This window comes from Streptomyces sp. NPDC002623 (genome assembly GCF_053592635.1).
The window spans coordinates 96090-122073 of record NZ_JBSFWB010000019.1 but is presented as its reverse complement, the minus strand read 5'-3'; the positions used below and the strand labels follow the sequence as shown (position 1 = coordinate 122073).

Annotated in this window: 26 protein-coding genes; 17 read left to right on the top strand and 9 right to left on the bottom strand. The window is 71.8% G+C overall.

The window, feature by feature from the left end; all coding sequences use genetic code 11:
• Positions 1–344: 344 nt before the first annotated feature.
• Positions 345–947, bottom strand: coding sequence for a M23 family metallopeptidase (locus ACWD4O_RS30680; protein ID WP_451284889.1), 603 nt, complete (start codon positions 945–947; stop codon positions 345–347).
• 286 nt (positions 948–1233) lie between these two features.
• Between ACWD4O_RS30680 and rpsB the strand changes: the two genes are divergently transcribed.
• The 9 genes from rpsB (at position 1234) to ACWD4O_RS30635 (ending at position 11347) form a co-directional block, all read left to right on the top strand.
• Positions 1234–2184, top strand: coding sequence for a 30S ribosomal protein S2 (gene rpsB / locus ACWD4O_RS30675; RefSeq protein ID WP_451284796.1), 951 nt, complete (start codon positions 1234–1236; stop codon positions 2182–2184).
• Between the two features lie 157 nt (positions 2185–2341).
• Complete coding sequence (gene tsf, locus ACWD4O_RS30670; RefSeq protein WP_451284795.1) at positions 2342–3178, top strand: translation elongation factor Ts; 837 nt, start codon at positions 2342–2344, stop codon at positions 3176–3178.
• 189 nt (positions 3179–3367) lie between these two features.
• Entirely contained in the window at positions 3368–4126 is a 759-nt protein-coding gene (pyrH, locus tag ACWD4O_RS30665; protein ID WP_351919554.1) for a UMP kinase, read from the top strand.
• 173 nt (positions 4127–4299) lie between these two features.
• Positions 4300–4857, top strand: a complete 558-nt coding sequence (gene frr, locus ACWD4O_RS30660) for a ribosome recycling factor (RefSeq protein ID WP_450950150.1) — start codon at positions 4300–4302, stop codon at positions 4855–4857.
• The gene (locus tag ACWD4O_RS30655) at positions 4857–6083 is read left to right on the top strand and encodes a phosphatidate cytidylyltransferase (RefSeq protein WP_451284793.1); all 1227 of its coding nucleotides are present in this window, start codon (positions 4857–4859) and stop codon (positions 6081–6083) included. Before frr ends, ACWD4O_RS30655 begins: the two co-directional genes overlap by 1 nt.
• A gap of 155 nt (positions 6084–6238) precedes the next feature.
• A complete protein-coding gene (rlmN, locus tag ACWD4O_RS30650) occupies positions 6239–7345 on the top strand; it encodes a 23S rRNA (adenine(2503)-C(2))-methyltransferase RlmN (RefSeq protein WP_451284791.1) in 1107 nt (368 codons plus the stop codon).
• A 212-nt stretch (positions 7346–7557) separates the two neighbouring features.
• Entirely contained in the window at positions 7558–8652 is a 1095-nt protein-coding gene (locus ACWD4O_RS30645) for a thiamine ABC transporter substrate-binding protein (RefSeq protein ID WP_451284789.1), read from the top strand.
• On the top strand, positions 8628–10325 hold the full coding sequence (locus ACWD4O_RS30640; protein ID WP_451284787.1) for an ABC transporter permease: 1698 nt from the start codon (positions 8628–8630) through the stop codon (positions 10323–10325). Before ACWD4O_RS30645 ends, ACWD4O_RS30640 begins: the two co-directional genes overlap by 25 nt.
• Entirely contained in the window at positions 10325–11347 is a 1023-nt protein-coding gene (locus tag ACWD4O_RS30635; RefSeq protein ID WP_451284786.1) for an ABC transporter ATP-binding protein, read from the top strand. Before ACWD4O_RS30640 ends, ACWD4O_RS30635 begins: the two co-directional genes overlap by 1 nt.
• A 73-nt stretch (positions 11348–11420) precedes the next feature.
• Here the strand turns inward: ACWD4O_RS30635 and ACWD4O_RS30630 are convergent, their stop codons facing one another.
• The 7 genes from ACWD4O_RS30630 to ACWD4O_RS30600 all read right to left on the bottom strand — a co-directional run bounded on the left by ACWD4O_RS30630 (position 11421) and on the right by ACWD4O_RS30600 (position 18242).
• Positions 11421–12128 (bottom strand): LAETG motif-containing sortase-dependent surface protein, encoded by a 708-nt coding sequence (locus ACWD4O_RS30630; protein WP_451284784.1) that lies wholly within the window; start codon positions 12126–12128, stop codon positions 11421–11423.
• A 162-nt stretch (positions 12129–12290) separates the two neighbouring features.
• Positions 12291–13418: an LOG family protein gene (locus tag ACWD4O_RS30625; protein ID WP_451284782.1), complete on the bottom strand. Its 1128-nt coding sequence runs from the start codon at positions 13416–13418 to the stop codon at positions 12291–12293.
• 35 nt (positions 13419–13453) lie between these two features.
• Positions 13454–13873 carry a VOC family protein gene (locus ACWD4O_RS30620; protein ID WP_451284781.1) on the bottom strand — a complete coding sequence of 140 codons (420 nt, stop codon included), beginning with the start codon at positions 13871–13873 and terminating at the stop codon, positions 13454–13456.
• 177 nt (positions 13874–14050) lie between these two features.
• The gene (locus ACWD4O_RS30615) at positions 14051–15385 is read right to left on the bottom strand and encodes a hypothetical protein (protein ID WP_451284779.1); all 1335 of its coding nucleotides are present in this window, start codon (positions 15383–15385) and stop codon (positions 14051–14053) included.
• On the bottom strand, positions 15367–16110 hold the full coding sequence (locus ACWD4O_RS30610; RefSeq protein ID WP_450950158.1) for an ABC transporter ATP-binding protein: 744 nt from the start codon (positions 16108–16110) through the stop codon (positions 15367–15369). The genes ACWD4O_RS30615 and ACWD4O_RS30610 overlap by 19 nt, the downstream gene beginning before the upstream one ends.
• 229 nt (positions 16111–16339) lie before the next feature.
• Positions 16340–17704, bottom strand: a complete 1365-nt coding sequence (locus ACWD4O_RS30605) for an aspartate aminotransferase family protein (protein WP_450950159.1) — start codon at positions 17702–17704, stop codon at positions 16340–16342.
• Between the two features lie 19 nt (positions 17705–17723).
• Entirely contained in the window at positions 17724–18242 is a 519-nt protein-coding gene (locus ACWD4O_RS30600) for an Lrp/AsnC family transcriptional regulator (protein WP_451284777.1), read from the bottom strand.
• 182 nt (positions 18243–18424) lie between these two features.
• Between ACWD4O_RS30600 and ACWD4O_RS30595 the strand changes: the two genes are divergently transcribed.
• From ACWD4O_RS30595 to ACWD4O_RS30560, 8 genes are all read left to right on the top strand, one after another.
• Positions 18425–19864, top strand: coding sequence for a gamma-aminobutyraldehyde dehydrogenase (locus tag ACWD4O_RS30595; protein WP_451284776.1), 1440 nt, complete (start codon positions 18425–18427; stop codon positions 19862–19864).
• Between the two features lie 129 nt (positions 19865–19993).
• Positions 19994–20356: a sortase-dependent protein gene (locus ACWD4O_RS30590; RefSeq protein WP_451284774.1), complete on the top strand. Its 363-nt coding sequence runs from the start codon at positions 19994–19996 to the stop codon at positions 20354–20356.
• Entirely contained in the window at positions 20353–21015 is a 663-nt protein-coding gene (locus tag ACWD4O_RS30585; protein WP_451284772.1) for a class F sortase, read from the top strand. The genes ACWD4O_RS30590 and ACWD4O_RS30585 overlap by 4 nt, the downstream gene beginning before the upstream one ends.
• On the top strand, positions 21012–21509 hold the full coding sequence (locus ACWD4O_RS30580; RefSeq protein WP_451284770.1) for an RNA polymerase sigma factor: 498 nt from the start codon (positions 21012–21014) through the stop codon (positions 21507–21509). The genes ACWD4O_RS30585 and ACWD4O_RS30580 overlap by 4 nt, the downstream gene beginning before the upstream one ends.
• Positions 21493–22023 (top strand): hypothetical protein, encoded by a 531-nt coding sequence (locus ACWD4O_RS30575; RefSeq protein ID WP_451284768.1) that lies wholly within the window; start codon positions 21493–21495, stop codon positions 22021–22023. Before ACWD4O_RS30580 ends, ACWD4O_RS30575 begins: the two co-directional genes overlap by 17 nt.
• 73 nt (positions 22024–22096) lie before the next feature.
• Positions 22097–23056, top strand: coding sequence for a hypothetical protein (locus ACWD4O_RS30570; RefSeq protein ID WP_451284766.1), 960 nt, complete (start codon positions 22097–22099; stop codon positions 23054–23056).
• Between the two features lie 54 nt (positions 23057–23110).
• Positions 23111–23770, top strand: coding sequence for a hypothetical protein (locus ACWD4O_RS30565; RefSeq protein ID WP_451284764.1), 660 nt, complete (start codon positions 23111–23113; stop codon positions 23768–23770).
• Positions 23745–24641 carry an inositol monophosphatase family protein gene (locus tag ACWD4O_RS30560; protein WP_451284762.1) on the top strand — a complete coding sequence of 299 codons (897 nt, stop codon included), beginning with the start codon at positions 23745–23747 and terminating at the stop codon, positions 24639–24641. The genes ACWD4O_RS30565 and ACWD4O_RS30560 overlap by 26 nt, the downstream gene beginning before the upstream one ends.
• A gap of 65 nt (positions 24642–24706) precedes the next feature.
• On the opposite strand, the gene ACWD4O_RS30555 is transcribed toward ACWD4O_RS30560, so the two are convergent.
• Complete coding sequence (locus ACWD4O_RS30555) at positions 24707–25960, bottom strand: SLC13 family permease (protein WP_451284760.1); 1254 nt, start codon at positions 25958–25960, stop codon at positions 24707–24709.
• Positions 25961–25984: the final 24 nt, after the last annotated feature.

Below are 25984 nucleotides of genomic sequence, written 5' to 3'. Positions count from 1 at the left end.
GCCCGCCTTGAACGCCCGGCCAGCCGTCAGGCCTGGTCGCCCGACGGCCCGACTGCCCGGCCCGATCGACCGGCCCACCCGCCCCGCCCGGCTGCCCCGCCCCCGCCCGGCCCGGCCGACCGCCCGGCCCGGCCGACCGTTCGCCCGGCCGACCGTTCGCCCGCCCGACCGTTCGCCCGGCCGACCGTTCGCCCGGCCGACCGTTCGCCCGGCCGACCGTTCGCCCGGCCGACCGTTCGCCCGCCCGCCCGCCCGCCCGACCGTCCGCCCGACCGACCAGGCCGCCCCTGCCCGGCTCGCCCGCCCTGACCGCCCCGCACCACCGCCGTGAACCGGCGCTCGGGTCATGGCAGGGGTACGCCCAGTACCGGTAGGAGTCGGGGTGGGGTGGGGTGGCGTAGGTGTGGGGGCAGCAGGGACAACGGGTCCAGGTAGGTCCTGCCGCTCAGTAGGCCCCAGTGCACACAGGTTCGGGTGCAGTGGGAGCCCGTCGGTTCCACCGTGCCGACCGCCTGGCCCGGGGCCACCTCGTCGCCCTTCCTCACCGATGCCCGCACCGGTTCGTACGTCGTGCGCAGGGGCGGTTCGCCCGTCGCCGTCAGTTCGACCGAGACGACGCCCCGCCCCGCCACCCGGCCCGCGAAGGACACACGGCCGGCCGCGACCGTCCGTACCGGGGCGCCGGGCGGGGCCGCCAGATCGACGCCCCGGTGGCCGCGGGCGTACGGCGTCGCCGGCGGCTCCCAGCCGCGCAGCACCGCCGGGCGCGTGCCCACCGGCCAGGCCCGGCCGATCGCCGGGACCGGGACCGGGACCGGGACCGGGGGCGAAGGGGGCGCGGGGGCTCGCGGCGGGGCCTGCGGGTCCGCCCACGCCACGGACGCCAGGACCAGGAGCGTCATCGACAGGAGCAGCGCCAGGCCGCCGAGGCATCGCTTCGCGTTCATATGCATGGGAAAACCGTTCCGCATCCGAGCGATCACGGCCCCGACCTGTGGACCACTCGCCGGTTGTGGACAGCGGCGTCACCCGTCGGCCCGCGGGTCCCGTACACTTCTTCTGGCGATCCGGGTCACCGGGTCGACTTCGCACGCCCCGGTATCGGGTGCCGGCCACGGTCGGTCTCCCGGTATCAGCGCCCCTCGGTCCTCAGTGGCTCGGCGCATCGCGGGCGTCAGGCGCGGGAGCCGTCCGGTTCCCGCGGCACAACCGAGAAACCCAAGGAGAACGGCCATGGCCGTCGTCACGATGCGGGAGCTGCTGGAAAGCGGCGTCCACTTCGGTCACCAGACCCGTCGCTGGAACCCGAAGATGAAGCGCTTCATCTTCACCGAGCGCAACGGCATCTACATCATCGACCTGCTCCAGTCGCTGTCGTACATCGACCGCGCCTACGAGTTCGTCAAGGAGACCGTCGCCCACGGCGGCACGGTCATGTTCGTCGGCACGAAGAAGCAGGCGCAGGAAGCGATCGCCGAGCAGGCGACCCGCGTCGGCATGCCCTACGTCAACCAGCGCTGGCTGGGCGGCATGCTCACCAACTTCTCGACCGTCTACAAGCGTCTGCAGCGCCTCAAGGAGCTCGAGCTCATCGACTTCGAGGACGTCGCCGCTTCGGGTCTGACCAAGAAGGAGCTCCTGGTCCTCTCGCGTGAGAAGGCCAAGCTCGAGAAGACCCTCGGTGGTATCCGCGAGATGTCCAAGGTGCCCAGCGCCGTCTGGATCGTGGACACCAAGAAGGAGCACATCGCGGTCGGCGAGGCCCGGAAGCTCAACATCCCGGTCGTCGCCATCCTCGACACGAACTGCGACCCCGACGAGGTCGACTACAAGATCCCGGGCAACGACGACGCGATCCGCTCCGTCACCCTGCTCACCCGTGTGATCGCCGACGCGGTCGCCGAGGGCCTCATCTCCCGCTCCGGCGTCGCCACCGGCGACAAGGGCGAGAAGGCCGCGGCCGAGCCGCTGGCCGCGTGGGAGCGCGACCTGCTCGAGGGTGAGAAGAAGGCCGACGAGGCCGAGAAGCCCGCCGAGGCCGCTGCCGAGGCTCCCGCCGCCGAGGCCGAGGCTCCGGTCGCCGAGGCCCCCGCCGCCGAGGCTCCGGTCGCCGAAGAGGCGCCCGCCGCCGAAGAGGCCCCCGCCGCGGAGGCCGCTCCGGCCGCCGAGGGCGAGCAGGCCTGAGTCAGGCCGTAGGCCGTACGGTGGCTGAGCCGTCCGTACGGCCCTAGGGACGAAGTGACGGCGGGCGGCGTCTTGACTGCGCCGCCCGCCGTTCACCCACCGCCCCAGATCTTCGTAGATCTTCGAGACTTCGAACTCCGAGAGAGATTCACAGATCATGGCGAACTACACCGCCGCTGACGTCAAGAAGCTCCGTGAGCTCACCGGCGCCGGCATGATGGACTGCAAGAAGGCGCTGGACGAGGCCGAGGGCAACGTCGACAAGGCCGTCGAGGCGCTCCGGATCAAGGGCCAGAAGGGCGTCGCCAAGCGCGAGGGCCGCTCCGCCGAGAACGGCGCTGTGGTCTCGATCATCGCCGACGACAACTCCTCCGGCGTCCTCGTCGAGCTGAAGTGCGAGACGGACTTCGTCGCCAAGGGCGAGAAGTTCCAGGCCGCCGCCAACGCGATCGCCGAGCACGTCGCCAAGACCTCCCCGGCCGACCTCGAGGCGCTGCTCGCCTCCGAGATCGAGGCCGGCAAGACCGTCCAGGCGTTCGTGGACGAGGCCAACGCCACCCTCGGCGAGAAGATCGTGCTGGACCGCTTCGCGCAGTTCGCCGACGGCTTCGTGTTCGCGTACATGCACCGCACGATGCCCGACCTGCCCCCGCAGATCGGTGTCCTCGTCGAGCTGGACAAGCCGAACGCCGACGTCGCCAAGGGCATCGCCCAGCACATCGCCGCCTTCGCGCCGAAGTACCTCTCCAAGGAGGACGTGCCGGCCGAGGTCGTCGAGTCCGAGCGCCGCGTCGCCGAGGAGACCACCCGCGCCGAGGGCAAGCCCGAGGCCGCCCTGCCGAAGATCGTCGAGGGTCGCCTCAACGGTTTCTTCAAGGACGCCACGCTGCTCGGCCAGCCGTACGCGCTGGACAACAAGAAGTCCGTCCAGAAGGTCCTGGACGAGGCCGGTGTCGCCCTGAAGCGCTTCACGCGCATCAAGGTCGGCATCTGAGTCCGTACCGCGATCGACGCGTCGGCCCGATAGGGTCGGGTGCAGTCGTCCGGTACGCCGTCACGCGCACGCGTGACGGACGACAGCAGATCTGACGAGGAGGCCATTGCCGAGCACGGGTTGCGGACGACACCCCACCGGCAGTGGCCTTCTTCGTATGTGCACCACGTGAAAGAGGCGGGATCTCCCATGACCACCAAGCCCCAGAAGAGCGACGACGGCAAGGTACGCGGCCGGTTTCTGCTGAAGCTGTCCGGTGAGGCATTCTCCGGTGGCGGGGGCCTGGGCGTGGACCCGAACGTGGTGCACAAGATCGCCCGGGAGATCGCGGCCGTCGTCCGGGACGGCGCGGAGATCGCCGTCGTCATCGGCGGCGGCAACTTCTTCCGCGGCGCCGAACTCCAGGTGCGCGGCATGGACCGGGCCCGCTCGGACTACATGGGCATGCTGGGCACGGTCATGAACTGCCTCGCCCTCCAGGACTTCCTGGAGAAGGAAGGCATCGACAGCCGCGTCCAGACGGCCATCACCATGGGCCAGGTCGCGGAGCCGTACATCCCGCTGCGGGCCGTGCGGCACCTGGAGAAGGGCCGAGTGGTCATCTTCGGCGCCGGTATGGGCATGCCGTACTTCTCGACCGACACCACCGCCGCGCAGCGCGCCCTGGAGATCGACGCCGAGGCGCTGCTGATGGGCAAGAACGGCGTGGACGGCGTCTACGACTCCGACCCGAAGACCAACCCGGAGGCCGTCAAGTTCGACGCCCTCGGCTACGGCGAGGTCATCACGCGCGAGCTGAAGGTCGCCGACGCCACCGCCGTCACACTGTGCCGCGACAACAAGCTGCCGATCCTCGTCTTCGAGCTTCTGGCGGAGGGCAATATCGCTCGCGCCGTCAAGGGTGAGAAGATCGGCACGCTTGTGGGTGAGCAAGGCAGCCGGGCCTGACCGGTACAACCCCGGTCTCGTACGACAGCACCTGACCGGGCGACGGACCCCGGCCGAAGGATGGACAATGTCCTGCCGGTCGGGAACCGTGCAGGAAGAAGACGCGACGCAGCCGGCCGCCGCCCCCGCAAGGAACCGCAGCCGGGCCTACTCAAGACACGCAGGAGCAAGTGGTGATCGAAGAGACCCTCCTCGAGGCCGAGGAGAAGATGGAGAAGGCCGTCGTGGTCGCCAAGGAGGACTTCGCCGCGATCCGCACCGGCCGTGCGCACCCGGCGATGTTCAACAAGATCGTGGCGGACTACTACGGCGCGCTGACGCCGATCAACCAGCTGGCTTCGTTCTCCGTGCCGGAGCCGCGCATGGCCGTAGTCACCCCGTTCGACAAGACGGCCCTGCGCAACATCGAGCAGGCCATCCGTGACTCCGACCTCGGCGTCAACCCCAGCAACGACGGCAACATCATCCGGGTGGTGTTCCCCGAGCTGACCGAGGAGCGCCGCAAGGACTACATCAAGGTCGCCCGGACCAAGGCCGAAGACTCCAAGATCTCCATCCGATCCGTCCGCCGCAAGGCCAAGGACGCGATCGACAAGCTCGTCAAGGACGGCGAGGTCGGCGAGGACGAGGGCCGCCGTGCGGAGAAGGAGCTCGACGACACCACCGCGAAGTACGTCGCCCAGGTGGACGAGCTCCTGAAGCACAAGGAAGCGGAGCTTCTCGAGGTCTGATGAACGACTCTTCCTGGGGCTCACCGCCACAAGCCGGGTCACGGGCCGGGTACTGGGGGCCCGCCGCCCAGGGTCCCGTCCAGGGGGCCGCCCCGGCGGGTCCCGCGTACGATGCGCCTGAGGCGCAGCAGACTCGCCCCATGCCCATCGTCCCCGACGTACCCGCGCGCGGCGGAAACCAGGATGACGACCGGGGGGCCGCTCGGCCGGGCGGCCCCTTGTTCCGAGACGAGCCTGACGGCACCGCGTCCTACGGCAACCCGCCTTACGGCGGCACGCCCTACGGCAGCGAGCCCTACGGCGATGCCGCCCGCGGAGACGACGCCCCGTCGGCACGGCCCCACGCGGCGGTGCCGCAGAATCCGGAGCCCATGCCCGACGCCCCTCAGCCTGCGCCCGCACCGCAGAAGAAGAGCGCGGGCCGAGACCTGGGCGCGGCCATAGGGGTCGCGGTCGGACTCGGTGTGGTGATCCTCGCGTCGCTGCTCGTCGTCAAGGCCGTGTTCGTCGGTGTGGTCGCGGTCGCGGTCGTCGTCGGTCTGTGGGAGCTGACCAGCAGGCTGCAGGAGCGCAAGGGCATCAAGGCGCCGCTCGTGCCGCTCGCGGTCGGCGGCGCGGCGATGGTCGTCGCCGGTTACGTCCGGGGCGCCGAGGGCGCCTTTGTCGCCATGGCCCTCACCGCGCTCGCGGTGCTGGTGTGGCGGATGACGGAACCGCCCGAGGGCTATCTGAAGGACGTCACCGCCGGTGTCTTCGCGGCCTTCTACGTGCCGTTCCTGGCCACGTTCGTCGCCCTGATGCTGGCCTCCGACGACGGAGCGTTCCGCGTCATGACGTTCCTGCTGCTGACGGTCGTCAGCGACACGGGCGCGTACGCCGTCGGCTGGCGTTTCGGCAGGACCAAACTCGCCCCGCGCATCAGCCCCGGCAAGACCCGCGAGGGTCTGCTCGGCGCGGTGTCGTTCGCGATGGTCGCGGGCGCGCTGTTGATGCAGTTCCTGATCGACGACGGCACCTGGTGGCAGGGACTGCTGCTCGGTTTCGCCGTCGCGGCCAGCGCCACGCTCGGCGATCTCGGCGAGTCCATGATCAAGCGGGACCTGGGCATCAAGGACATGGGCACGCTCCTCCCGGGCCACGGCGGCATCATGGACCGGCTGGACTCGCTGCTGCCCACGGCTCCTGTCGTGTGGGCGTTGTTCGTGCTGTTCGTGGGCTCCGGCTGACCCACCCACGCAGAAACGGCTCGTACGGGCCCTCACCCCGGTCTCCGGGGCGGGGGCCCGTCGCGTGGGGATCGCCCGGAGTTCCCCTGAGGCGCTTGCCACGGTGATGAGCGCCGCACCGGTCACACGATTCGATCTGCGACACTGGTACGGCTATGCCTAAGCCCGGAGAACTCACTTTCGTCGCCCCCCGCGGAGCCCAGAAGCCGCCGCGGCACCTTGCCGACCTCTCGCCCGCCGAGCGGAAGGAGGTCGTGGCGGAGATCGGTGAGAAGCCGTTCCGTGCCAAGCAGTTGTCCCAGCACTACTTCGCGCGCTACGCGCACGACCCGGCGGAGTGGACCGACATCCCCGCCGGTTCGCGCGAGAAGCTGCGCGAGGCGTTGCTGCCGGACCTGATGTCGGTCGTCCGGCATCTGTCGACGGACCAGGGGACCACCCGTAAGACCCTGTGGCGGCTGTTCGACGGCACGCTCGTGGAGTCGGTGCTGATGCGCTACCCGGACCGGGTGACGATGTGCATCAGCTCGCAGGCCGGATGCGGGATGAACTGCCCGTTCTGCGCGACCGGGCAGGCGGGGCTGGACCGGAACCTGTCCACCGCCGAGATCGTCCACCAGATCGTGGACGGCATGCGGGCGCTGCGGGACGGCGAGGTGCCGGGCGGTCCGGCCCGGCTGTCCAACATCGTGTTCATGGGCATGGGCGAGCCCCTCGCCAACTACAAGCGGGTCGTCGGCTCGATCCGTGCGCTCACCGACCCGGCCCCCGACGGGCTCGGGCTCTCGCAGCGGGGCATCACCGTGTCGACGGTCGGGCTGGTGCCGGCCATCCACCGGTTCTCCGACGAGGGCTTCAAGTGCCGGCTCGCGATCTCCCTGCACGCGCCCGACGACGAACTGCGCGACACCCTCGTCCCCGTGAACACGCGGTGGAAGGTGCGCGAGGTGCTGGACGCCGGGTTCGAGTACACCGAGCGGTCCGGGCGCCGGCTGTCCATCGAGTACGCGCTGATCCGGGACATCAACGACCAGGCCTGGCGTGGTGACCGGCTCGGACGGCTGCTGCGCGGCAAGCCCGTGCACGTCAACCTCATCCCGCTCAACCCGACGCCGGGCTCGAAGTGGACGGCCTCGCGGCCCGAGGACGAGAAGGCGTTCGTCGAGGCGATCGCCGCGCACGGGGTGCCCGTCACCGTCCGGGACACCCGTGGTCAGGAGATCGACGGGGCCTGCGGTCAGCTCGCGGCCACCGAGCGGTAGTCTTTAGGCCATACACATCTTCATATTCCGACAGGGGAGCGCCACAGCGCTGAGAGTGCGGCATCCAGGCCGCAGACCCTCTGAACCTCGCCCAGGTCATTCTGGGTAGGAAGTTCGGTCATCACTCGAGCTGTTGCGCCCTGCCCGGATGTCCCCTGCGGACACCCGGGCAGGGCCGCGTCTCTTCCTGGCCAACCCCAGGAGGAAAACCAGTGCACAACAAGACCTTCATGGCCGCGGCCGTCGGGCTCGGCCTGGTCGCGCTGTCCACGCTGTCCGCATGCGGATCGACGGACGGCGACGGCAGCGAGGGAGTGTCGGCGCAGTCCAAGACCGTCACCCTCGTCAGCCATGACTCATGGGCCGTGTCCAAGAGCGTGCTCGCCGACTTCGAGAAGACCTCCGGCTACCGGGTGAAGGTCCTCAAGGACGGCGACGCCGGGCAGGCCGTCAACAAGGCCGTCCTCACCAAGGACAACCCGCAGGGCGACGTCTTCTTCGGCGTCGACAACACCCTGCTCTCGCGCGCGCTCGACAACGGGCTGTTCCAGTCGTACGAGGCGAAGGGGCTGGACCAGGTCGGCAGCGCGTTCCAGCTGGACGCCGAGAAGCACCGGGTCACCCCCGTCGACTTCGGCGACATCTGCGTCAACTACGACAAGGCGTACTTCACCGAGCACAAGCTGACCCCGCCGGCCTCCTTCGACGACCTGATCAAGCCCGCCTACAAGAACCTCCTCGTCACCGAGAACGCCTCCACGTCCTCGCCCGGACTCGGCTTCCTGCTCGGCACGGCGGCGAAGTACGGGGACGACGGCTGGGCGGGGTACTGGGCGAAGCTCAAGGCCAACGGCGTCAAGGTCGTCGACGGCTGGGAGCAGGCCTACAACGAGGAGTTCTCCGGGTCCGCCGGCGGCAAGAAGGCGGGGGCCGACCGGCCGCTCGTCGTCTCGTACGCCTCCTCGCCGCCCGCCGAGGTGATCTACGGCGACCCCAAGCCGACCACCGCGCCGACCGGGGTCGCCGCCGGCACCTGCTTCCGGCAGGTCGAGTTCGCGGGGCTGCTGAGCAACGCGCACAACAGCAAGGGCGGCAAGGCGCTGATCGACTTCCTGATCGGCAAGGAGTTCCAGGAGGACATGCCGCTCAACATGTTCGTCTACCCGGTGCTGGAGGGCGCCCGGGTGCCGGCGGAGTTCACGCAGTACGGGCCGCAGGCGAAGGACCCCGAGACCCTCGCCCCGGCGAAGATCGCCGAACACCGCGACGACTGGGTCAAGTCATGGACCTCGCTCGTACTGAAGTAGCGGAAGCAGCCGAATCGGCCCCCGGGAAGGGCAGCGGCGCCAAGAGGAGCGCGGCGACCCGGCTGGGGCTGATGGCCCTGCCCGTCGCGTTCTTCGCGGTGTTCTTCGCCTACCCGGTCGCCGCGATCGTGGCCCGGGGGCTCCATGTCGAGGGGACCTGGCGGTTCGGGCGGCTGTGGGACGTGCTCGCCCAGTCCGACGTCCGGCATGTGCTGTGGTTCACCACCTGGCAGGCGTTCGCCTCCACCGCGCTCACGCTGCTGGTCGCGCTGCCGGGCGCGTATGTGTTCGCCCGTCTGGACTTCCCGGGCAAGCAGGTGCTGCGCGCGGTGGTCACCGTCCCGTTCGTGCTGCCGACGGTCGTCGTCGGCACGGCGTTCCTGGCGCTCGTCGGGCGCGGCGGGCTGCTCGACGAGCTGTGGGGCGTACGGCTGGACACCACCGTGTGGGCGATCCTGCTCGCACACGTCTTCTTCAACTACGCGGTCGTCGTACGGACCGTCGGCGGGCTGTGGGCGCAGCTCGACCCCGGGCAGGAGGAGGCGGCGCGGATGCTGGGCGCGTCCCGGCTGCGGGCCTGGCGCACGGTGACCCTGCCCGCGCTCGGGCCCGCCGTCGCGGCCGCCGCGCTGATGGTCTTCCTCTTCACCTTCACCTCCTTCGGTGTGGTGCAGATCCTCGGCGGCCCGACCTTCTCGACCCTCGAGGTGGAGATCTATCGGCAGACCTCCGAGATCTTCGACCTGTCCACGGCCGCCGTCCTCACGATCGTCCAGTTCGCGGCCGTCGGCGCGGTCCTCGCCGTGCACGCCCGGGCCGTGCGGCGGCGGGAGAGCGCGCTGCGGCTGGTGGACGCGGCCGGGACGGCGCGGCGGCCGCGCGGGGCCGGGCAGTGGTCGCTGCTGGCGGGAGTGCTCGCGAGCATCGCCGTGCTGCTCGTGCTGCCGCTCGCGGTGCTGGTGCAGCGGTCGTTCGACGCCCCCGACTTCGCCTACTACCGGGCGCTGACCAGTGACGACGGCAATGTCTTCCTGGTCCCGCCGATCGAGGCGATCGGCAACTCGCTGGAGTACGCCCTCGCCGCGACCGGGATCGCGGTGCTGATCGGCGGGCTCGCCGCGGCCGCCCTCACCCGCCGGGACGCCGGACGGCTGATGCGGGGCTTCGACGCGCTGCTGATGCTGCCGCTGGGCGTCTCCGCGGTGACCGTCGGCTTCGGGTTCCTGATCGCGCTGGACGAGCCTCCGCTGGATCTGCGGGCCAGCTGGATCCTGGTGCCGCTCGCGCAGGCGCTGGTCGGCGTGCCCTTCGTCGTACGGACGATGTTGCCCGTGCTGCGGGCGGTGGACCGGCGGCTGCGGGAGGCGGCGGCAGTGCTCGGGGCGTCGCCCTGGCGGGTGTGGCGGGAGGTGGACCTGCCGATGGTGCGGCGCGCGCTGCTGGTCGCCGCCGGGTTCGCCTTCGCGGTGTCGCTGGGGGAGTTCGGCGCGACCGTGTTCATCGCCCGGCCCGACAACCCGACGCTGCCGGTCGCCGTGGCGCGGCTGCTCGGGCGGGCCGGCGAGCTCAACTACGGCCAGGCGATGGCCCTTTCGACGATTCTGATGGTGGTGTGCGCGGTGGCCCTGCTGGTCCTTGAGCGGCTGCGGACCGATCGGACGGGGGAGTTCTGATGCCGCTTCTCGAACTCGAGGGCGCGACCGTGCGGTTCGGTGGGCGGGCCGTCCTGGACGCCGTCGATCTCGCCGTCGCCGAGCACGAGGTGGTGTGTGTGCTGGGGCCGAGCGGGAGCGGTAAGTCGACGCTGCTGCGGGCGGTGGCCGGGCTTCAACCACTGGACTCCGGGCGGGTGTCGCTCGGCGGGAGCGATCAGAGCGGGGTGCCCGCGCATCGGCGGGAGCTCGGGCTGATGTTCCAGGACCACCAGCTGTTCCCGCAGCGGGACGTGGGCGGCAACGTGGCCTTCGGGCTGCGCATGCACGGCATGCCCAAGGCTCGACAGGGCGAGCGGGTGCGGGAGTTGCTCGAACTCGTCGGGCTGCCGGGGGCCGCGGGCCGGGCCGTGGCCGCGCTCTCCGGCGGGGAGCAGCAGCGGGTGGCGCTGGCCCGGGCCCTCGCGCCGCGTCCCCGGCTGCTGATGCTCGACGAGCCGCTCGGGCAGCTCGACCGGTCGCTGCGGGAGCGGCTGGTCGTCGAACTGCGGGAGCTCTTCGGCCGGTTGGGCACGACCGTGCTCGCGGTCACCCACGACCAGGGCGAGGCGTTCGCGCTCGCCGACCGGGTCGTGGTGATGCGGGACGGCCGGATCGCCCAGTCCGGCACTCCGCTTGAGGTCTGGCAGCGGCCGGCGGACGCGTTCGTGGCCCGCTTCCTCGGTTTCGACAACGTGGTGGAGGCGACCGTCACCGGCGAGGTCGCCGTCACACCGTGGGGCAAGGTGCCGGTGCCGGCCGGGTCGGCGCAGGGGGCGCGCACGTTGCTCGTCCGGCCCGCCGGAGTGCGCCTGGTGGGCGTGGACGAAGGACTGCGCTGCACGGTCGCCGCGCGCACCTTCCGGGGCACGCATGTCGCCGTGCACCTCCAGCCGGAGGGCGCACCGAAGCTGGAGGCGGCGTGCGCGCTGCGGGACGCGCCGGAGGTCGGGAGCACGGTGGAGGCGTCCTTCGATCCGGCCGAGATCGTCGTGCTGGACTGACTCGGGCCCGGGACAAGCAGGTGGCCCGCCCCGGTCGGGGACGGGCCACTCACGGTCGGGCCGGTCGTGGAGGTCAGCGGTGGCTGGCCCCACGGCGACGCATGCCGAAGAACACGGCTCCGCCGCCGACGGCGACCAGGGCGGCCGCTATGCCGACGATCAGACCGGTGTTGGAGCCCGCGCCGGTCTCGGCGAGGTTGGACTCCTGGGCCGCGGCCGACGGGGCGTTGCCCGCGGTGACCGGGGGTGCGGAGCTCTCGCTCGCCGAGTCCGACGGGGACGGCGAAGCGGTGACGGTCTCGGCGGGCGGCGGAGCGGTGTCCGACGGCGTCGAGGACGGGGTGGTGGTCGGGGTGGAGGTGTCGTCGGCCTTGCAGGCCTTGGACGGGGTGGTCAGGTTGGGCGAGATGTCCGCGCTGACCGGCTTCTTGGCGGTCGGGGCCTCTATGTGGACACGGTAGACCGCGCCAGGCTCCCAGTCCTCGGCGAAGGTGATCGTGGTGCCCGCGGCGGAGCCCTTGACGATCTGCTCGGCGCCGACCTGGCGGACGTCGGCGTTGTTGTTCTCGAGGAAGACCGTGACCGTGGCCTCGACGCCCGAGGCGTCCTTGTCGGTCACGGTGATGACGCCCTTGGTGCCATCACAGCCGGCGGCGGCGGAGAAGTCACCGATCTCGCAGGCCAGCGCGGTGCCGGAGGCACTGAGCGCGAGGGCGGCGGAGGCGGCGGTGACGCCGAGCATGCGCACCGAACGGACGGCGGTACGGCGGGATAGGGACACGTTTGTCCTTTACGGGAAGCGCAACTGCGGGGGGTGGAGGGGGAGATGGCGCCCCCGGTGAGCGGAGTGCGTCACCATCCCCAGCAGACTCACAGGTCTATAAGCGTTCCATAAGAAGTGTCAATGCGGGGACCCCTCTGAGCGGTTGCCTTTGCCCGCTTATTAACCACCGAGACGTTTCAACGCCTCCGGAGCCTCCTCGATCCGGTCAACGAGGGCGATACGGGACTCCATCGCCCGCTCCCGGGCGAGTGACCGCAAGAGCGGCCAGGCCGGCAGGCGTTCGGTCCAGTGCGCCCGGTCCACGAGCACCATCGGCGTCGGCTCGCCCCGTGACTCGTAGTAGTTGGGCGTCGTGTTGTCGAAGATCTCCTGGACGGTTCCGGCGGCGCCCGGCAGGAACACCACGCCCGCGGTGCAGCGGGCCAGCAGGCCGTCCTCCCGAGTGGCGTTGGAGAAGTACTTGGCGATGTGCGCGGCGAACGGGTTCGGCGGCTCATGGCCGTAGAACCAGGTGGGGACGCCCACCGAGAGGCCGCCGTCGGGCCACTTGTCGCGCACTTCGAAGGCGGCCCGGGCCCAATCGGTGATCGAGGGGGTGAACTTCGGCGCCTTGGCGAGGCGCCGGAGGGACTCGGCGAGCATCTCGTCGTCGAAGGGGGCCGCGTACGCGCCGAGGTTGGCCGCCTCCATCGCGCCGGGGCCGCCGCCGGTCGCCACCGTGAGCCCTGCGCGGGCGAGTTCACGGCCGAGGCGGGCCGCGCCGGCGTACGCCTCCGTGCCGCGCGCCATCGCGTGACCGCCCATCACCCCCACCACCCGGGCCCCGACGAGGAGTTCGTCGAGGGCGTCCGACACGGCGTCGTCGTGGATCGAGCGGAGCATGGAGCCGAATATGTCGCCGTCCGCCTTGGTCTGCTGGAACCAGGCGTAGGTGCGGGCGTCCGGTGTCGCCTCGTAGCCCTCGGCCAGGTCGGCGAAGAGCTCGTCGGGGGTGTAGACGAAGCCGCGGTACGGGTCGAAGGACAGACCCGGCACGGGTGGGAGCACGAGGGCCCCCGAGGCGCGGGACTTCGCGGCCGCGTCCGGGTGCATCGGGCAGCCGAGGAAGACGGCGCCCGTGGTGTCCAGGGCGAGCAGGACCTCGGTACGGTCCGTCAGGTCGACCGACTGGACGCGGAAGTGAAAGAGGGTGCCGTGGTCGCGGACCACCTCGTCGAACTCGGCGAGGGACTCGATCTCACGGTCGTGGGAGCCGTCGAACGGCTGGGCGGGTGTCGTCGGATGCACCCGCCCATGCTAGGCACTGCCGTGCGAACGGGGGTTCAGCCCTGCACGGCCGACGGGTCCATCCAGACGACCTCCCAGGTGTGGCCGTCGAGGTCGTCGAAGGAGCGGCCGTACATGAAGCCCATGTCCTGGGTCTCGCCGCTCGGCGAACCGCCCAGCGCGAGCGCCCTGTCGACCAGCTCGTCGACCTTCGCGCGGCTCTCGGCGCTCAGCGCGATCAGGACCTCGCTGGTCTGCGTGGCGTCCGCGATCTCCTTCTTGGTGAAGGTCGAGTAGAACGGCTTGACGAGCAGCATCGCGACGATCGTGTCGCTGATCACCACGGAGGCCGCGTTGTCGTCGCTGAACTGCGGGTTGATCGTGTAGCCGAGCTCCGTGAAGAACTTCTTCGAGGCGTCGAGGTCGTTCACGGGCAGGTTCACGAAGATCATCTGCTGGTAGGCCGGGGCGGTCATCGCGTCTCTCCCTGGGGGTTCGTGTACCGGCGCGTGCCGGTGTGTGCTGTTCGGTGGGGTAGACCCGGGGGCCGCGCCGGACTCATCGGTGGGCGGGAGGTTTTTTCGGCCGGGATCTCGGCAGGCCGGTCGGGATCCCGGCGGGTCGGTCGGGATCTCGGCGGGTCGGCCGGGACTTCAGCGGGTCAGGGGGAGCGCCGCGAGTTCGGCCACGACGAGGGTGAGCGGGACGAACAGCGCCAGCAGGGCGCCGGTGCGCATCGCGGCGGCGCTGCGCAGCGTCTTGGCCGGGGCGCCGAGGCGGAGCAGCGCGGCGGTGGTGTCGGCGCGGGCCTGCCTCGCCTCCACGGCCGCCGTCAGCAGCGTGGCGACGGTGGAGCCCGCCACGACCAGCGCGCCGAGGGTGGTGAGCGGGCCGAAGGACGGGTCGGCCGGGTCGTACAGCGCGGCCATCGTGTACGCGCCGGAGGCCACCGCGCAGACCACGCCCAACGGGCGGCCGATGCGGGACGCCTCCTGCATCAGGCCCCGGCCCGCGAGGAGCCGGAGGGCGCCGGGGCGGGCCGCCTGCAGCAGCCGGCCGCACAGATGGGTGAGGCCGGGGCCGGCGAGGGCGAGGCCGACGGCGGTGAGGATCCAGCCGAGGAGGACGCCGGCGGGGCCGCTCGGGAGGCCGCCGGGGAGCGGCAGGGCGCCGTCGGAGGCCCGGCTCGCGTAGCCCTCCACCGCCAGTCCGGTGGCCAGCAGGGCCGCGCCCCAGGGGAGGGCGGTGGGGTTGGGGGTGGGGGTGAGGTCGAGCGGGAGGTCGGGGGCGGGGCTCGGGGCGGCTTCGGGCTCCGGGCCGGGCGGGGCGTCCTCGGCCGGGGCCGAGGGGCGGGGTGCGCTGCTCTTCAGCCGCGCGCCGAACCGGCCGTACGCCCCGAACGTCTCCCGTGACCCCGTCGGTCCGCCGGCTCCGAACCGGCCGAACACGCGCGGGGCCGCCTGGGCCGCCACGCGTGCGTCGCGCGGGCGGAGCATCAGCGCCACCGCGACGGACGAGGCCGTCGGCACCAGGGCCAGCAGGGTGAGTGCGGCGGGCAGGGGCAGCGGTTGGTGCGCGGCCAGGAACTCGGCTGCCGCTCCGTCGAACGGCATGCCCGTGAGGTCGCCGCGGAGGTGGAGGAAGAGGAGGAGGGCCAGCATGGAGCCGAGCAGCGTCGACAGGGCCGTCGTCGTCGCCGAGACGGCCATCAGGCGGGCCGGGCCCAGGCCGACCGCCGCGAGTCCCGGCCGGGGGCGGGTGCCGGGGTCGGTGCGGGCCACGGCCAGGGCGAAGTGGACCGTCGCGGCGAGGGGGACCGCGCACCAGGCCAGCCGGAGCGTGGAGGCCGCCGCGGCGTCCGGGTGGGTCAGGGCGTGGCCGAGGGTGCACAGGAGGAGGAAGCCGGTGCCCGCCGAGGCCGTCGCCACCAGGAGTCGGCGGAGTTGGACGGCGGGGTGGGCGCTGCGGGTCAGACGGAGAGCGAGCACGCGGCCCCCCGGCCTTCCGGCTCCGTCACCGGGGGCAGATGGACCGTCTTGACCCGGCGCCCGTCCAGCAGCGGCACCGTGCGGTCGGCGAGGGCCGCGGTCTCCGCGTCGTGGGTGGCCAGTACCACCGTGATGCCGTGGGAGCGGGCCGCCGTGGTCAGGGTGCGCAGGACGTGCGCCCGGTCCGCGCGGTGCAGGGGGGCCGTGGGCTCGTCGGCGAAGAGGATGGAGGGGGCCGGGGCCAGGGCGCGGGTGATGCAGACCCGCTGGCGCTCGGCGTGGGTGAGTTCGTGCGGGCGGCTGCGGGAGCGCTCGCCGATGTCCAGGCGCTCCAGCCACTCCAGTGCGGCGACCTTGGCCCGGCGGCGGCTGGTTCCGCGCAGCATCAGGGGGAGGGCCGCGTTCTCCCAGACGTTGAGCTCGGGCACGAGCACCGGCGCCGGGTCGATCCAGCCGAAGCGGTCGCGGCGCAGCCGTTCGCGGGCGACCGGGCCCATGGTGTGCACGGGGACGCTGTTGAACCAGACCTCGCCGCGCTGGGCGGGCACCAGGCCGGAGAGACAGTGCAGCAGGGTCGTCTTGCCGCTGCCGCGCGGTCCGCTGACGGCGAGGATCTCGCCCTCCCGCACTCCCAGGGAGACCCCGCCGAGACCGGGAGAGCCGTCGGGGTGCGTGAAGTGCAGGGAGCGTGCCCAGAGCACATCGTTGTCCGGCGGGGCCTCCATGGGCGTACACCTCGGTTCAGATCCGTTGGTTCCCTGGTCGTTCCCCCGTCCGGGGGAGTGAAGGGGGAACGAAGGCAGGGCCGATCGGTCACGAGCACGCTATGGAGGTCGCGGCGGGCATCCGCACAGCACACGGCCCCGGGCCGCCGTTTCTCACTCGAACGGCAGACACCGGGGCCGGTGTTGATCACAGAGTCAGCTCATCAGGCTGTCGGTCGTCGGCTGTGGGTCACAGCTTCGTCCACGCCTCCGTCAGCGTGGCGCGCAGGATCTGCTCGATCTCGTCGAACGTCTCCTGGTTCGAGATCAGCGGCGGGGCGAGCTGGACGACCGGGTCGCCGCGGTCGTCGGCACGGCAGTACAGGCCGTTGTCGTACAGCGCCTTGGAGAGGAAGCCGTACAGGACGCGCTCGGTCTCGTCCGCGTCGAAGGACTCCTTCGTCACCTTGTCCTTGACCAGTTCGATGCCGTAGAAGAAGCCGTTGCCGCGGACGTCGCCGACGATCGGCAGGTCGTGCAGCTTCTGGAGCGTGGAGAGGAACGCGCCCTCGTTGTCCAGGACGTGCTGGTTGAGGCCCTCGCGCTCGAACAGGTCGAGGTTGGCCAGGCCCACGGCCGCGGACACCGGGTGGCCGCCGAAGGTGTAGCCGTGCAGGAAGGTGTTGTCGCCCTTGTAGAACGGCTCGGCCAGGCGGTCGCTGATGATGCAGGCACCGATGGGGGAGTAGCCCGAGGTCATGCCCTTGGCGCAGGTGATCATGTCCGGGACGTAGTCGAACTTGTCGCAGGCGAACATCGTGCCGAGGCGGCCGAAGGCGCAGATGACCTCGTCCGACACGAGCAGCACGTCGTACTGGTCGCAGATCTCGCGCACCCGCTGGAAGTAGCCGGGCGGGGGCGGGAAGCAGCCGCCCGCGTTCTGCACCGGCTCCAGGAAGACCGCGGCGACGGTGTCCGGGCCCTCGAAGAGGATCTGCTGCTCGATCTGGTCGGCGGCCCAGCGGCCGAAGGCCTCCGGGTCGTCGCCGAAGAGCGGGGCGCGGTAGATGTTGGTGTTCGGGACCTTGTGCGCGCCCGGGACCAGCGGCTCGAAGGGGGCCTTCAGGGCCGGCAGGCCGGTGATGGACAGGGCGCCCTGCGGGGTGCCGTGGTAGGCGACCGCGCGGGAGATGACCTTGTACTTGGTGGGCTTGCCGACCAGCTTGAAGTACTGCTTGGCCAGCTTCCAGGCGGTCTCGACGGCCTCGCCGCCGCCGGTGGTGAAGAAGACCTTGTTGAGGTCGCCGGGCGCGTGGTGGGCGAGACGTTCCGCCAGCTCGACGGCCTTGGGGTGGGCGTAGGACCACACCGGGAAGAACGCGAGCTCCTGCGCCTGCTTGAAAGCCGCCTCGGCGAGCTCCACGCGGCCGTGGCCGGCCTGGACCACGAACAGACCCGCGAGTCCGTCGAGGTAGCGCTTGCCCTTGTCGTCGTAGATGTAGGTGCCCTCGCCCCGGACGATCGTCGGGACCGGGGAGTTCTCGTACGAGGACATGCGGGTGAAGTGCATCCACAGGTGGTCGTACGCGGTGCGGCTGAGGTCCTTTGAGCTCACGGTTATCGGGTCCTCACGGTTATCGGGTTCCCCACATGTAGGTCTGCTTCTTCAGCTTCAGATAGACGAAGCTCTCGGTCGAGCGCACGCCGGACAGGGCGCGGATGCGTTTGTTGATCACGTCCAGCAGATGGTCGTCGTCCTCGCAGACGATCTCGGCGAGGACGTCGAACGAGCCCGCGGTCATCACCACGTACTCGACCTCCGACATGGCGGTCAGCGCCTCGGCTATGGACTCGACATCGCCTTCGACGTTGATCCCGACCATCGCCTGCCGGCGGAAGCCCACGGTCAGCGGGTCCGTGACGGCGACGATCTGCATCACGCCCTGGTCGAGCAGCTTCTGGACGCGCTGGCGCACGGCCGCCTCGGAGAGGCCGACCGCCTTGCCGATCGCGGCGTACGGCCGACGGCCGTCCTCCTGGAGCTGCTCGATGATGGCGAGGCTGACGGCATCGAGGTGCGGGGTGCTGCCGTTCCTGGACTCGCGGGAGTCCCTGTGCTCTGCGCTTCGACTGGCCACGACCTCACTCTGCACGACGTCTCGACCGTTCCGCAAGGTCGATGCAATGAAATTCGTTGTTTACGTCAGCGAGATCTGCGGATTCCGCAGCCATCACGCGATCGGGGGTGTTGAAAACGTCGGTGCGCGGATTAGTGTGGGTGTCTCAGTCAATGGACACCTGCACGCGGGACACCCGCACCTTGGAGGGCCGGTCAGTGAGCAGCGAGCTGCGTCGTCTGCGCAACCACATCGACGGTGAGTTCCGGGACGCCGCCGACGGACGGACCACCGAGGTGGTCAACCCCGTGACGGGCGAGGCGTACGCGACCGCGCCGCTGTCCGGCCCGTCGGACGTCGACGCCGCGATGGCGGCCGCCGCGGCGGCCTTCCCGGGCTGGCGCGACACGACCCCGGCCGAGCGGCAGAAGGCCCTGCTGAAGATCGCGGACGCGTTCGAGGAGCGGGCCGAGGAGCTCATCGCGGCCGAGGTGGAGAACACGGGCAAGCCGATCGGGCTGACCCGCTCCGAGGAGATCCCTCCCATGGTCGACCAGATCCGCTTCTTCGCGGGCGCGGCCCGGATGCTGGAGGGGCGCTCGGCCGGCGAGTACATGGACGGGATGACGTCCATCGTCCGCCGTGAGCCGGTCGGCGTCTGTGCGCAGGTCGCGCCGTGGAACTACCCGATGATGATGGCCGTGTGGAAGTTCGCCCCGGCGATCGCGGCCGGCAACACGGTCGTCCTGAAGCCCTCGGACACCACCCCGGCCTCGACCGTCCTGATCGCCGACATCATCGGCTCGATCCTGCCCAAGGGCGTCTTCAACGTCGTCACCGGCGACCGTGACACCGGCCGGCTGATGGTCGAGCACCCGACCCCGGCGATGGCCTCCATCACCGGTTCGGTGCGCGCCGGCATGTCGGTCGCCGAGTCGGCGTCGAAGGACCTCAAGCGCGTCCACCTGGAGCTGGGCGGCAAGGCGCCGGTCGTCGTCTTCGAGGACACCGACATCGCCAAGGCCGTCGAGGACATCTCCGTGGCGGGCTACTTCAACGCCGGCCAGGACTGCACGGCGGCCACGCGCGTGCTCGTCCAGGAGTCGATCCACGACGAGTTCGTGGCGGCGCTGGCGAAGGCGGCGGCCGAGACGAAGACCGGCCGACCGGACGACGAGGACGTGCTCTACGGCCCGCTCAACAACCCCAACCAGCTCAAGCAGGTCAGCGGCTTCATCGAGCGGCTGCCCGCGCACGCCAAGGTCGAGGCGGGCGGCAAGCGCGTCGGCGACCAGGGCTACTTCTACGCGGCGACCGTCGTCTCCGGTCTGAAGCAGGACGACGAGATCATCCAGAACGAGGTCTTCGGGCCGGTCATCACCGTCCAGTCCTTCACGGACGAGGAGCAGGCCGTGGAGTGGGCCAACGGCGTCGACTACGCCCTCGCCTCCTCGGTGTGGACCAAGGACCACGGGCGCGCGATGCGGATGTCCAAGAAGCTCGACTTCGGCTGCGTGTGGATCAACACCCACATCCCGCTGGTCGCCGAGATGCCCCACGGCGGCTTCAAGAAGTCCGGCTACGGCAAGGACCTGTCGGGCTACGGCTTCGACGACTACACCCGCATCAAGCACGTGATGACCTCCTTGGACGCGTAGCCCTCCGCCGCGCGGAGCCGCCCCTCGGGGCGGCTTTGCCATCTCTTTACAACCCGCCTCCGGGCTGTCTCGTCTCTTCGCCCGATCCGTCGCCCGAACCGTCGACGGACCGACGAAAGAGAGCGATTCATGCGACTCATGCCCCGAACGGGCCTCGCCGCCCTGGCAGTTGCGACCACCGCCCTGCTGGCCGGCGCGGCGCCCGCGCTCGCCGACGCGGGAACGCCGACCCCCGTCCCCGACACCCGCAGCGCGAGCCCGGTGCCGAGCGCGGCCCCGACCGAACAGACGCCGGCGGACGAGGCCGGCACGGCTCCGTCCGCCGTTCCGAGCCAGGTCGGCGTCGTGCCGCGGGGCGCGGCCGACACCGGCGTCGAGGAGCCGGCGGCCGAGAGCCACGGCACGCTGATCGGCGGCAGCTCGGCCGCGGTGGCCGCGGCGGCCGGCACCGCCTTCTACGTCGTACGGCGCCGGAGGGCGACCGGCGCATGAGCCCCCTCTCCAGGCGCGCCCCGGCCGCCCTCGCGGCCCTGGCGGCACTGCTGCTGCTCACGGGCTGCGCCGCCGACGAGGCCGAACCGGCCGCCGCACGCACGCCGGACGCCGCCTCGGCCCCCGTCGCCCGGGCGGCGCAACCTCTCGCGCGCTCGGCGCCGGTCGGGCTGCGGATCCCCGCCATCGAGGTCGACGCCCCGGTCATGCGGCTGGGGCTGGCCGCCGACGGCACCGTCGAGGTGCCTCCGGTCGAGAAGGACGACCGGGCGGGGTGGTACGAGAACTCGCCGACGCCGGGACAGACCGGGCCGTCGGTCGTCCTCGGCCATGTCACGGTCGGCCGGTACGGCGACGGCGTCTTCCGCCGCCTCGATCAGTTGCGCAAGGGCGACCTGATCGCGGCGCGCCTGGAGAACGGCACGACGGCCGAGTTCGCCGTCACCGAGGTACGCACCGTCGACAAGGCGCAGTTCCCGACCGAGGACGTCTACGGGAACGTGGACCGGCCCGAATTGCGTCTCATCACGTGCGGCGGCCCCCGTAGCGGCGACGGATACCGCGACAACGTGATCGTCTTCGCCGAGCTGAGCCCGTCGGCCGGCCCGTCGGCCGGCCCGTCGGCCGGCCCTGGGTCGAGTGCTGCGGGAGAACGTTGAAACGGCTCGCATCGCGGGAGAGGGCGGCGTCCGAGCTGTTCGCCGCCGTCTACCCACGCCTCGCCGGCTGGTGCCGCCGGCTCGTCGACGACGACGAGACGGCGCACGAGATCGCCTCGGAGGCGTTCACCCGGCTCTGGGCCCGTTGGACGGGGGTTGCGGAGCCCCAGGGCTTTCTGTTCGTCACCGCCGCCAACCTGGTCCGCGACCACTGGCGCAAGCTCGAACGGGAGCGCCGGGCCGTGCGCCGGGCCGGCGTCGAGGCCGCCGTCGCCCCGCCCGCCGAACCGGTCGACCCCTCGGTGCGGATGCTCGTGCAGTCCCTGCCCGACCGGCTGCGCGTGCCGATCCTGCTGCACTACTACGCTGACATGCCGATCAGGGAGGTGTCCGTGCTGACCGGGCGCAAGGAAGGAACCGTCAAGGCCGACCTGCACGCGGCCCGTGAACTGCTCCGCGCCCATCTGAGGAGAAGCCTTGATCACACCTGCTGACGACTTCGACGACGGCCCGGACCTCGACCCCGACGACCCCCTCACCGTCATCCTGCGACCCGCCCCCGGCCACCTCGGCCCGCCGCCCGGCCGCTACGAGGAGGTCCGCCGTGGCGCGGTCCGCCGTCGGCTGCTGCGCGCCGCCGCCGGGGCCGGGGCGACCTGCGCGGCCCTCGCACTCGCCGTCCTGCTGCCGCTGCGCCTGACCGCGTCCGACGCGCCCGCGCGTCCGACGGTCCCGCTCGCCCCGCCGTCGGTGAGCGGCTCGGCGACCGCGCCCGCCCCGACGGCCGCGCCCTCCCGGGCGGCCTCGCCCGGACAGGCCGCCGAGCGCCCCACCGAGGGGGCCCCGACCCCCGTACCGGACGCCCGGGCCTCGACTGCACCCATCGACACCGCTGCCTCCCCCACCGACCCCGCCCGTAGCCAGTCGCCGACACCGGCCGCACGGGACGAGTCGGCCGAGCCGAGTACGCCGTCGGTCACGCCGTCCGCGTCGAGTACGCGCCGCTGAGGCCGATTCACGCACCGTAGCCGTCGGGGGCGATTGCTCCTACCCTGGAGGTCGCCGTCGGGGGAGGGTGGTCGTGTCACGCAGTACACCGCAGCCGTCGGGGCGCCGGCTGGAGGACTCGATCGCGTGGGCGGTCCGCAACGCGGACGGCGTCGTCGCCATCGGGCTGGCGCTGACCGTGGCCCTGCTGGACATCACGGACAAGGGCTTCGACGAGGACAACGACATCGTCTCCGGCGCCATCCTGCTGGTCCTGGCCGCGCTGGTGTACGGCTCGCTGACCGAGCGCCGACGGCGGATGGCCGACCTCCGGGCCGCCACCGCCGGGACGAGCCGGGCCATCGAGGACCTGGCGATGGTCCGCACGCTGGCCGGCCCGGAGGTGGGCCTGGCGCACGAACAGGCCCGACGCAGCACCGCCCGCTGGGTGTTCAAGGGCGGCACCGGCACCTATCTGCGGGCGGTCACCCTGCCGGAGTGCGTGCGCGAGGCGCAGCGGCAGCGCCGATCCCTCAGCATGAAGATCGACATCGTCAACCCGGCCGACGACCGGGTCTGCGAGGCCTACGCCCGCTTCAGACGCACCTTCGGACACGAGGACACCGGCGGCTGGACCCTCGAACGCACCCGCAAGGAGTCGTACGCCACCGTCCTGGCCGCCAGTTGGCACCGGCAGCGGCTGGACACCCTGGAGATCGACGTCCATCTCAGCTCCGTGGCACCGGCGTTGCGCTTCGACCTGTCCGACACCTGCCTGATCATCACCCAGGACGACCCGCGCCGGGTGAGCCTGTACGTCGAGCGGGGGCGGCCGCTCTACGACTACTACGTCACCGAGCTGCACCTCAGCCGTGAGCAGGCGGTCAAACTCGACCTGCGGGAGGCCACCCCGCTCGGCGACGAGCCGACCGTCGACGAGGTCAGACGACTGCTGGAGCGGCTCGGACTGCCGCTGCCGGCGAGTTTCACCGACCGCGACGTCGGTGACGTCATCGACAAGGCGCTGCACGCGGAGGATCCCTACCGCAGATGAGAGCGCCGGCTTTCTTCGGTCAGGCGAGTTTCTTCGGTCAGGCGAGGGGGAGCGATGGACTACCCGGCCCTGGAACGGGCCGCACGGCGGGGGGCGTCCGCCGAGCTGATGCGGCACGCCGCATCGGAACTGGAAGAGATCGTGTCCGGCCGCCGCGTCCTGCGCGCGGTGCGCCATCCGCTGGGGTTCGTCTGCCTGCCCGTGCTGCGCGACGGCGCCGAGGGTGTCTGTGTGCATGTCTTCGGGCCGACGGACCCCATCCTGATCGACCATCAAGTGCACTCGCACAGCTGGGAGTTGACCAGCACCGTGCTGTACGGGCGGCTGAGCGACCGGCGGATGGAGGTGGCCGAGGAGAGCGCGCAGCCCACCCACCGGGTCTTCGAGGTGCACAGCGAGCCCTCCGGGGTGGACGAACTGCGGCCCACCAGACGGCTGGTGCGCTGCTCTCCGGGCCCCGAGCGGACCAGCTCACGGGGCCAGACCTACGCCCTCGCCGCGGGTGAGTTCCACACCACCGTGGTACCGGACGGCCGTCCGACCGCCACCCTGGTGCTGGGGCGGACGCTGCCCGGCCGGGCGGACCTCTCCCTGGGCCCGGTACGGGCTCCGGGCCACCGGGTGGTCCGCAGGATGTGCGACGCGGCCCAGACCGCCCGGATCGCCCAGGCCGCGCTCAGGAGGATCCATGAGCACCGACCCCCGCTCGACTGACCCGACGGCTGTCGCCGGCGACGACTTCACCGCCGAGTGCCGTACGGCGGTGGCGGCCGCCGAGGCGGCGGGGGCGCTGTTGCGGTCCCGCTTCCCGGACGGCTTCGCGGCCCGCCCCAAGGGGGACCGCGGCGATGTCGTCACCGACCTGGACCTGCTGGCCGAGGCCGTGGTGGTCGACCGGATCCGCGCGGAGTTCCCGCACGACCGCGTCCTCGCCGAGGAGGCCGGCGACCTGGGCGGCGACGGCGGCAGGGACGGCGGCAGGGGTGGCGACGGCGGCCGGACCTGGCTGGTGGATCCCCTCGACGGCAGCAACAACGTGGTGATCGGGCTGCCCGTCTACGTCGTCGGCGTCGCCCTCTGCGTCGACGGGGCGCCGGTGGTCGGCGTGGTGCACGACCCGGTGACCGGACGGACCTGGTCCGCCCGGCGCGGCGGCGGCGCGCACGGCCCCGCCGGACGGCTGCACACCCCCGCGGGCCGACCACGCTCCCCGGCGGGACCGCTGCTGGCCTGGACCCAGGGGCACGCGGTGCGCCGCGACGACCCCGCGGTGCGCGCGCTGCGGCACACCCTGGAGCTGCGCTCCCGCCGGCTGCTCCAGCTGTGGGCGCCCCTGCTGGCCTGGGCGATGCTGGCCCGCGGGGACATCGACGGCTTCGTCGGCTACCGCGCGGAGGCCATCGACCTGCCGGCCGGCGCCCTGCTGGCCCGCGAGGCCGGAGTCGTCCTGCGCCATCTCGACGGCCGCGAGTTCACCGGCGGCTTCACCGGCCCGGACACCGAGCGTTCCTTCGTCGCGGGCCGGCCGGAGATGCTGCCGTCCCTGCTGGAACTGGTCGCCGAGTCCGCGGTGTCGGCCTTCTGAACACCGGCCGGGGCAGGGCGCCGGCGCCCGGGGGCGGTGGGCGGGCGGCGCCGCCCGCGTCGGCGCTAGCGCGTCAGCGCCAACGCCCCCACCGACGCCGCCACCGCCGTGACCGCCAGTACCGCGCCGGTCCCCATCAGCCGGGCCACCGGCACCCGGACGCCGTACGCGAGGCAGCGCTCGTACCACAGGAGGGTCGCCAGGGAGGCCCACGGGGTGATCACCGGGCCCGCGTTGGTGCCCACCAGCAGGGCGAGGAGCTGATCGTGGTTGGCGACCGGCACGGCCCCCTCGCCGGCCAGGTAGACGGGCAGGTTGTTCAGGACGTTCGACAGGCCGCCGCCCACCGCCGCCGCACGGAACTGGCCCAGCAGGCCCCCGTCCTCGCCGACCGCCGAGGCCAGCAGGTCGTGCAGACCGTGCGCGTTGACCGTCTCCACCACCAGGAACATCCCCGGCACCATCACCAGCAGCCGCCAGGGGACGAGCGACCAGCGCAGCGCCGAGCGGCCGCGCAGCGCGAAGGCCGCGACGGCGACCGCGGCGGCCGTCGCGGACGCGATCCACAGCTCCACGTCGGCGACCAGGATCGCCAGCAGGAACCCGCCGCAGGCGAGGCCACAGGCCCGGAAGAGGACGGGGTCGGCGGGGCGGTGGACCGGCGGCGGCTCGTACCGGTCGGAGGCCTTCTCGCGCACCCGCTCCGTCACCTGCACCGCGCCCGGCCCGCCGCTCGATCCGGCCGCCGCGCGACGGCCCCGGCGCCAGTAGAACCCCCACAGGCACGCCATCGTCACCAGGATCGCCGCCAGCTGGGGCGCCCACATCCGCCCCGCCAGCCCCGCCGGGGACAGCGCGACGCGGTCCGCGGCCAGCAGGTTCGTCAGATTGGAGACCGGCAGCAGCAGGCTCGCCGTGTTCGCCAGCCAGACCGTCGTCATCGCCAGCGGGACCGCCGCGATGCCGAGCCGCGCCGCCAGCGCCAGCATCACCGGGGTCAGCAGAACCGCCGTCGTGTCCAGGTTCAGCGCGATCGTCGTGACCGAGGCGAACGCCACGCACAGCAGGAACAGCAGCGGATAGCTGCCCCGGCCCGCCCGCGCCACCCGCGCCGCGACCACGTCGAACACCTCGGCCCTGCTGGTGAGTTCGGCGAGCACGATCACCGTGCCCAGGAACGCCAGCAGCGGGGCGATCCGGGTCATCGCGTCGGACGCCGAACCGCTCGGCAGCAAGCCCGAGGCCACGCACACCAGTCCGGTCGCGAGCAGACCGATCGCCACCCGGTCGAGCACATGCAGACGTCTCACCACAGACACGGGGGGAAGGGTCGCACACTTGTC